Here is a 7,002-nt window from a genome sequence, read left to right as displayed (position 1 = left end):
CGAGGCCCATGCCGAGAACGTGGTCGAGGGCACAGTCGAGGGCACGGCGCCTTCGGCCGGGGAGCACGAGGAGTAGAGCGTGAGTGGAGCCACGGACTCCCAAGGGGGCACTGTGACGGACACTCGGGGACCTCAGCCGCAGTACGAGGGGTACGCGACCGGGCCGTTGCCCGGCGAGCGGGAGCCCGCACCGGGCCAGGCGGGGCCCTATCACCCGCCCCAGGCGTACCAGTCGCCTGCGGGCGGTACGCAGGGCGGAGGAACACAGGGCGGCATGCAGGGCGTCGGGGGCGCGCAGGCGACCCGGCTGCCCCGCACGGGGGCGCGGACCACTCCGCGTACCAGGAAGGCGCGTCTGCGGGTGGCGAAGGCCGATCCGTGGTCGGTGATGAAGGTCAGCTTCCTGCTCTCCATCGCGCTCGGCATCTGCACGGTGGTCGCGGCAGCCGTCCTGTGGATGGTGATGGACGCCATGGGCGTCTTCTCCACCGTGGGCGGCACGATCAGCGAGGCCACCGGCTCCAACGAGAGCAACGGCTTCGATCTGCAGTCGTTCCTGTCGCTGCCGCGCGTGCTCATCTTCACCTCGGTCATCGCGGTGATCGACGTGGTGCTGGCCACTGCGCTGGCGACGCTGGGCGCGTTCATCTACAACCTGTCGGCCGGCTTCGTGGGTGGCGTGGAGCTCACTCTCGCCGAGGACGAGTAGGGCGCCGGGTATCGATTTTGGGACTGGCCCCGACGTGCGCTAATCTTCAGAAGTCAGCGCAACAGCGCGGCGGGGCTATAGCTCAGTTGGTTAGAGCGCATCCCTGATAAGGATGAGGCCACAGGTTCAAATCCTGTTAGCCCCACCAGCACGAAGGCCCCCCACCGGGAACGGTGGGGGGCCTTCGTCATCTCCTCGCTGACATCAGCCGGTCGTTTCCTCTTCCGCCGGTGCGGGCGTGCCCGCGCTCCTGTCGGTGCGGGGCGCATTCCGGTCTCCGTGTGCCTCTGGCTCGCCGGAGCGAGCCCGTCGCCGCCAGGTACGTACGGACACCGGCGTTCTGCACCGGCCGGTTATCCAGGTGCCGAGTACCGGGTGCTGAGTGCCGTCATGGCGTGGGCCGGGAAGCCGGGGTGGCGTTCGCTGTCTCGCTCGCCGGCATGCCGCCCGGGGCATGAAGAAGGCCCCCGCCGGTGTGGACCGGACCAGGGGCCTGGGGAGCGTGTGCGGCGCGCTCAGGGCGGCAGCGGGGAGGAGTCCCCGGCAGGTGTGGCGCCGTGGGCGGAGCGGGAGCCGTTCGCCGTGCGGGCGGCTTCGGTGTTCTCCGTGGACAGGTGGCGGGTGGCCGGGGAGGAGCCGTGCGCCTCGGCGCGGATGCGCTGCTTCATCGTGGGTGGCAGCGACCTGTCACGCGGAAGGGTCCATCGCACCGAGGGGGTCGTCGCGGTTGCCGGTGTCACGCCCGTGTGTTCGTGGCTCGTGACCGTCGGCTCCGCGGCCGTGGCCTGGGCTGTGGCGAGGCCCAGCGACGCGAGAAGCGCGAAGAAGGCGGTGACGAAGGCGGTCCAGATGCTCTTGACCCTGAAGGTGCTCATGGCCCCTCGCTTTCAGGTGGTCCGGTTTGCTTACCTTTCCGATGATGTGGATCCGGCGCCCTGAATCCGGGACCGACGCCCCCGGTGCGCCGATCTTCCGATGAACACCACTCTTATGGTTCAACCGGCTCGGAAAAGCTGCTCCGGGGGGTGGAGAGGGGCTCCGGAAGGGGGCCGGAACGGCCGGCCGCCCGGTTCCGGGGAGGTCACCGATCGGTATCGGCCGGTGTGTATAGTCGGGCGGCAGAAGTCCCTTACGTCAAGGAAAGACGAGGTCGCGCGGTGAAGAAGCTTCTCCTGGTCGCACTGGCCGCCATCGGCGGGCTCCTCGTGTACCGCCAGATCCAGGCGGATCGCGCCGAGCAGGATCTGTGGACGGAGGCGACCGACTCCGTGCCCGCAGGTTCAGGTGTGTGAGACGGAACAGTCTGCTACAAGCCCCGGCCGCCGAGCGGCCGGGGCTTCGTGCTGTCCGGAGGCTGCTGTTGCGTGACTGTGACGGCCGAACCCTTGAGTTCACCCAAGCAAATCATTAGATTGCTCAAGCAAAGCAATCGTGGGGTACGGGCGGCCGAGGGGGGATTCGGTGGGTGCACGGGCGAAGGCGGGGGCACATCCGCGGAGGGCCGGTGCGCAGTCGTTCCGGCGTACGGCGAGAGCGGCGATCCTGGCGGGTGGGGCACTGTTCGCACTGGTGGCGGGGGCCCTGCCCGCAGAGGCCAGGGGGCAGGCCGCTCCGGTCGGCGCTCCGCAGAACGGCCCCGTGGGCGGCAGTCTCGTCATGGTGCTCGACTCCTCGGGCTCCATGGGGGACGACGACGGCACCGGCCGGACCCGGATGGAGAGCGCCCGTACGGCCGTGGGGGCCGTGGTCGACGCGCTCCCCGACGGGCATCCGACCGGCCTGCGGGTGTACGGAGCCGACCGGACCGCGGGCTGCACGGACACCCGGCTCGTCCGACCGGTGAGCGCGCTCGACAGGGCGGCCCTGAAGGGCGCCGTCGCGGGTGTACGGCCCCGGGGTGACACCCCGATCGGGCTCTCCCTGCGGAAGGCCGCAGAGGACCTTCCGGCGCCTTCCGACCGGTCCGCCGGGACGCGGACGATCCTCCTGATCTCCGACGGGGAGGACAACTGCGGTACGCCGAGCCCTTGTGAGGTCGCCGGACAGCTCGGCAGGGACGGCGTCGGGCTCCGGATCGACACCGTGGGCTTCCAGGTCCGGGGGGCGGCACGGGAGCAGCTGGAGTGCATCGCAGAGGCGGGCAACGGGCGTTACTACGACGCCCCTGACGCGGACGCGCTTGCCCGGCAGCTGCAACGGTCCGCACAACTCTCGTCACGCGGCTACCGGTTGAGGGGAGACAGCATCGAGGGAGGGGACACTGCGGCCGAGGCTCCCCCGATGTCTCCCGGTCAGTACCTGGACAGCATCGGTCCCGGGGAGAAGCGGTACTACGCCGTCAGCCTCGATGCCGTCTCCACGGCGGACTTCGCGGCAACGGCCGTCCCGCAGCCCGGTGCGGCCGTCGACGGCCTCGACGCCCTGAGCACCGGTCTCGTCCGGGGCGCCGGGGGCACCACCTGTGTGTCGGACACCGCGCGCTTCCTCCAGCAGGAGGGCGCGACCCCGCTGACCTCGGCCGTGTCCAGGATCCGCTCGGAGGACGGCCGGCGTGTCTGTGACGAGGCGGGCCGCTACGTCATGGTCGTCGAGCGCCGGAGCACGAAGGGACCCGACAGGTCGCGGTGGCCTGTCGAGCTCGTGTACGGCGTGGAGAAGCCGCTGGCCGCTGGAGTCACTCCGGCACAGTCGCAGCCGGAGTACGGGAAGGGTGGTGAGCAGGCCGCGCTGCCGACGGGGGATCCGCATGACGTGCGAGGCGGCACCGGGTTCAACGACGCCGCGGAACTCGGCCGGGGCGTGTGGCGGGACCGGATCCTCCCGTCGCAGACCCTCTGGTACAAGGTGCCGGCCGGATGGGGCCAACAGGTGCGCTACGACGTGGAGTTCGCCAACGAGCCCACGGTGGACGGCGCAGCAGCCACCTACTCGTACGGCGCGACGCAGCTGTTCACGCCGGCGCGCCTCCCGGTCGGCAGCGGAGGCGAGTTCCGCTCGACGGCGTTGTATGCGGGGAGGCCGGCGGTGCTGCGGATGGGGTCGGTCCCGGTCGCGTGGACCAACCGCTACGAGTCCGCCGCCGCGGTACGGCCGGTGCATGCCGGGGGCGATTTCTACCTCGCGGTGACACTCGGGGCGAAGGCGGCCGAGATCGCCGAGAACCCGCGGATCGGAGTGGTGCTGCGGGTCGCGGTCCTCGGCGACGAGCTGGCCGGCCCGCAGCACGGGGCGCCGCCACGGGCCGGGTCGGGCGATCACGGCAATACGGCGGGGGCCGCAGACAGCGGTGGCGGGGGCGGGGCAGGATGGACCGGCATCGCGACGGCTGCCGGAGCGGGTGCCGTGGTCGTGTCGATCGCCGGGCTCCTGCTGCTCCGCAGGCGGCGCAGGCCAGGCAGGCGGACGACGAGGGGAAGCGCGTGAACAGGCAGCGCAACAGAGGCCGGGTGACGCTGGCGACGGTCGCAGCGGTGTGCGCGGTGGCGGCACTGCCGGGGCAGGCTCACGCGGCCGACGAGCCCCCGGCGTACACCTTCGACCCCGGGGCGACGTCGGTCCAGGGCGCGGAGACGAATGCCGACGCGGCGGAGCTGAAGCCGGGTGCGGTCTACAGGAGTTCCATCAAGAACGGGCAGAAGCTCTACTACCGCCTGGAGCTCGACGATTCGACCGACGCGTACGTCTCCGCCGTGGCCGTGCCGAAGGCCGGCGGGAAGGTCGCCTACGGTGACGGCTTCACGATCAGCATGAGGGACCTCGACGACAACCGGTGCAGCTCCGAGGACGCCGCCTTCGAGTCGGCGGAGTTCCCCCGCCCGATCGCCGCGTACGCTCACCGGACCGTGGAGAAGGACAGCACCACCTGTGCGGCGCGCGGGACGTACAACGTCCTGATCGAGCGGGAGAGCAAGGCGACCTCGTCCCCCGAGGCCTGGGACCTGGAGCTGCGCTACGAGGCCGAACCGGCGCCGAAGGACGACGGGTCGCTGCCGACCGAAGCTCCGGAGGACTGGTCGTCCGCGTCACCGGTGCCGCCCACCGGCAGGCAGGAGCGGACCGGCGGCAGCGGCTTCTACGATGCCACCGGTCTGGATTCCGGCGAGTGGGTGGACAAGATCGCACCGGGGCAGACCCGCTTCTACCGGGTGCCGGTGGACTGGGGCCAGCAGATCTTCGCCACGGCCGCGCTGAGCAACAGCAACAAGTCCACCGAGTACCTCGGAAACGCCTTGGCGCTCGCGCTGGACAACCCGGCGCATGGTCATGTGGACGACGCGACCCTCTCGTACTCGGGGGCGTCCAATTCGGTGGCCCTGGATCCACTGCCGCCGGTGGCGTACGAGAACCGCCACGACCCGGCGACGGACGTCAACGCGATGCGCTTCGCGGGCTGGTACTACCTGTCGGTGACGCTGTCGCCCAAGGTCGCCGAGCACTACGGGACCGATCCACTCGCCCTGACGCTCAGAGTGAAAGTCGTCAACGACAGCAAGCCGTCGCCCTATCAGGGGGACGCCGGGATCTTCGGGGTCACCGATGACGACAGGGATATGGCCGAGAAGGGGCAGAGCGCACCCGAGGCCGGTGAGAGCGCCACGATGAAGACGGTGGCCGCGGCCGGGATCGGCACGGGCTCCGTGCTGGTGCTCGGGCTCGGTGTCTGGACCCTGCTGGCCCGGCGCCGGGCCGTTCCCGCCGCTGCGCCGCCGGGTGCGGCGGGCGGGCAGCAGCCGTTCGGCGGTCCACCGCAGGCCTGGTAGGGGCGCTCAGGCCTGGGTGAGGGCCCAGATGCCCACAGCGAAGCAGATCAATGCCACCAACAGCACCGGGACCGCCACCTTCGGGGGCGGTCCCGGGCGCTTCGACGTCGACTGCTGCGGCGCGTCGTCCGGGGATGCCTGGAGGTGCTGGGCGGTGTAGGCGCGAGTCTGCGCAGCCCCGTACGGTACGGCGGCCGTGGCGGCCTGGGCTGCACCGGAGGCGTAGGGGTTCGCTGCGTGAGGATGTGCTGCCTGGGGAGTCGGCGCGTGGGCGTTCGGCGCGTGAGGGTTTGACGCGTGAGGGTTCGCCGTGTGAGCGGGGAGCTGAGGCGAAGGCGTCTGTGGCTGGTCCGGGGGCGTCGTGCGCTGCGGCGGTGGTGCGAGATGGAAGCTGCCCGTCTCCGACATGGACGGGGACGGTGCGTAGGGCTGCTGCCCCGTGTTCTGAGGAGAGGCAGCAGTACGGGACGCGGACGGCTGCTGGGACGGCTGAGTCGGCGGAGGGGTGCCTCCGGCGGCCTGTGCGGGGGCCCGTGGGCCTGGATCAGGCGCAGCGGGGCTCTCAGGGCCTTCGGGACCGAAGCCGGCGGGCAGGGGTCCGATCTGGTCGAACACCTCGACCGGGTCCTCGTCCGGGCCGGGGTCCGGGAGCATCTCGACGGCGGCCGTCAGCGCCTTGCGCGCGCCTGTGGCCGTACGGAAGCGGGCGTGCGGATCCGGTTGCAGGAGCCCGGCCAGGACCTGCCACAACGGTTCCGGCACCCCCTGGGGGGCACCCGGGGTGCCGTGCTGGGCGAAGTACTCGATCAACGCCTTGGCGTCCGGCTTGCGGCCCTGGAGCAGATAGAGCGCGACGAGGCCGACGGCGAACAGGTCCGCCGGGAAGTCGGGTTCCGCTCCCATCATCTGTTCGGGCGCGAAGTAACCGGGCGTCCCCACCACGTAGTTGGTCTCGGTCAGGCGCGGCTCGCCCTTGCGCATCGAGATGCCGAAGTCGGAGAGCCGCAGGTGCGGCCGGCCGGTGCCGGTGGCCTCCATCAGGATGTTGGCCGGTTTGATGTCACGGTGCACGACCCCCTCGGCGTGCACCGTGGAGAGCCCGGACAGCAGTTGGTCGAGCAGGAGACAGACGAATCGCGGGGGCAGCGGGCCGTAGTCACCGATGACGTGGGCGAGCGAACCACCGCTGACCAGGTCCATCGTGAACAGGACCTTGTCGTCGTCGGCGGCCCAGCTGGCCGGGGCGAGGACATGCGGATGCTCGATCCGCAGCGCCTGTTCGCGGACGAAGCGCAGCAGCGTGTGCGCGTCGCTCTGCTGAAGGACCTTGGCAGCGACGTACCGGCGGCGCCGGTGGTCCCACGCGCGCCAGACCGCCCCGACCCCACCACGTCCGATCGGATCGATCAGCTCGTACCGACCAGCGAAGACCTCACCCATTGCGCTGCGCCCGCTCCCGTTCCCGTTTCGGTTCGTGCCCCGGCTGTCGGGATACTGCCATGGCCCGGGGCCCCGGCCCCGCCCCCCGGGCCC

Annotated in this window: 6 protein-coding genes and 1 tRNA gene; 5 read left to right on the top strand and 2 right to left on the bottom strand. The window is 71.1% G+C overall.

The window, feature by feature from the left end:
- Positions 1-112: 112 nt before the first annotated feature.
- Together ACFC51_RS22415 and ACFC51_RS22410 are read left to right on the top strand one after the other, a co-directional pair.
- Positions 113-709, top strand: a complete 597-nt coding sequence (locus tag ACFC51_RS22415; protein ID WP_376378518.1) for a DUF3566 domain-containing protein — start codon at positions 113-115, stop codon at positions 707-709.
- Between the two features lie 71 nt (positions 710-780).
- Positions 781-857, top strand: a tRNA-Ile gene (locus ACFC51_RS22410).
- 367 nt (positions 858-1,224) lie between these two features.
- On the opposite strand, the gene ACFC51_RS22405 is transcribed toward ACFC51_RS22410, so the two are convergent.
- The gene (locus ACFC51_RS22405) at positions 1,225-1,584 is read right to left on the bottom strand and encodes a DUF6344 domain-containing protein (protein ID WP_376378515.1); all 360 of its coding nucleotides are present in this window, start codon (positions 1,582-1,584) and stop codon (positions 1,225-1,227) included.
- A gap of 282 nt (positions 1,585-1,866) precedes the next feature.
- On the opposite strand from ACFC51_RS22405, the gene ACFC51_RS22400 reads away from it, so the two are divergent.
- The 3 genes from ACFC51_RS22400 to ACFC51_RS22390 all read left to right on the top strand — a co-directional run bounded on the left by ACFC51_RS22400 (position 1,867) and on the right by ACFC51_RS22390 (position 5,469).
- Positions 1,867-2,001, top strand: a complete 135-nt coding sequence (locus tag ACFC51_RS22400) for a DLW-39 family protein (protein ID WP_003958712.1) — start codon at positions 1,867-1,869, stop codon at positions 1,999-2,001.
- 250 nt (positions 2,002-2,251) lie between these two features.
- Positions 2,252-4,132: a VWA domain-containing protein gene (locus ACFC51_RS22395; RefSeq protein WP_376530430.1), complete on the top strand. Its 1,881-nt coding sequence runs from the start codon at positions 2,252-2,254 to the stop codon at positions 4,130-4,132.
- Positions 4,129-5,469 carry a hypothetical protein gene (locus tag ACFC51_RS22390; protein ID WP_376530399.1) on the top strand — a complete coding sequence of 447 codons (1,341 nt, stop codon included), beginning with the start codon at positions 4,129-4,131 and terminating at the stop codon, positions 5,467-5,469. Before ACFC51_RS22395 ends, ACFC51_RS22390 begins: the two co-directional genes overlap by 4 nt.
- A 6-nt stretch (positions 5,470-5,475) precedes the next feature.
- Here ACFC51_RS22390 and ACFC51_RS22385 read toward each other — a convergent pair whose 3' ends face one another.
- Positions 5,476-6,909 (bottom strand): serine/threonine protein kinase, encoded by a 1,434-nt coding sequence (locus ACFC51_RS22385; RefSeq protein ID WP_376378510.1) that lies wholly within the window; start codon positions 6,907-6,909, stop codon positions 5,476-5,478.
- Between the last annotated feature and the right edge of the window lie 93 nt (positions 6,910-7,002).

The organism is Streptomyces sp. NPDC055962, from assembly GCF_042270185.1.
Taxonomy (GTDB): Bacteria; Actinomycetota; Actinomycetes; order Streptomycetales; family Streptomycetaceae; genus Streptomyces.
This window is presented reverse-complemented; position numbering and strand designations above follow the sequence as displayed.

What these genes read in the sequence shown, in the direction of transcription:
- ACFC51_RS22385 (WP_376378510.1), bottom strand. Translation starts at nt 6,909, where the DNA reads ATGGGTGAGGTCTTCGCTGGTCGGTACGAGCTGATCGATCCGATCGGA.
- ACFC51_RS22405 (WP_376378515.1), bottom strand. Translation starts at nt 1,584, where the DNA reads ATGAGCACCTTCAGGGTCAAGAGCATCTGGACCGCCTTCGTCACCGCC.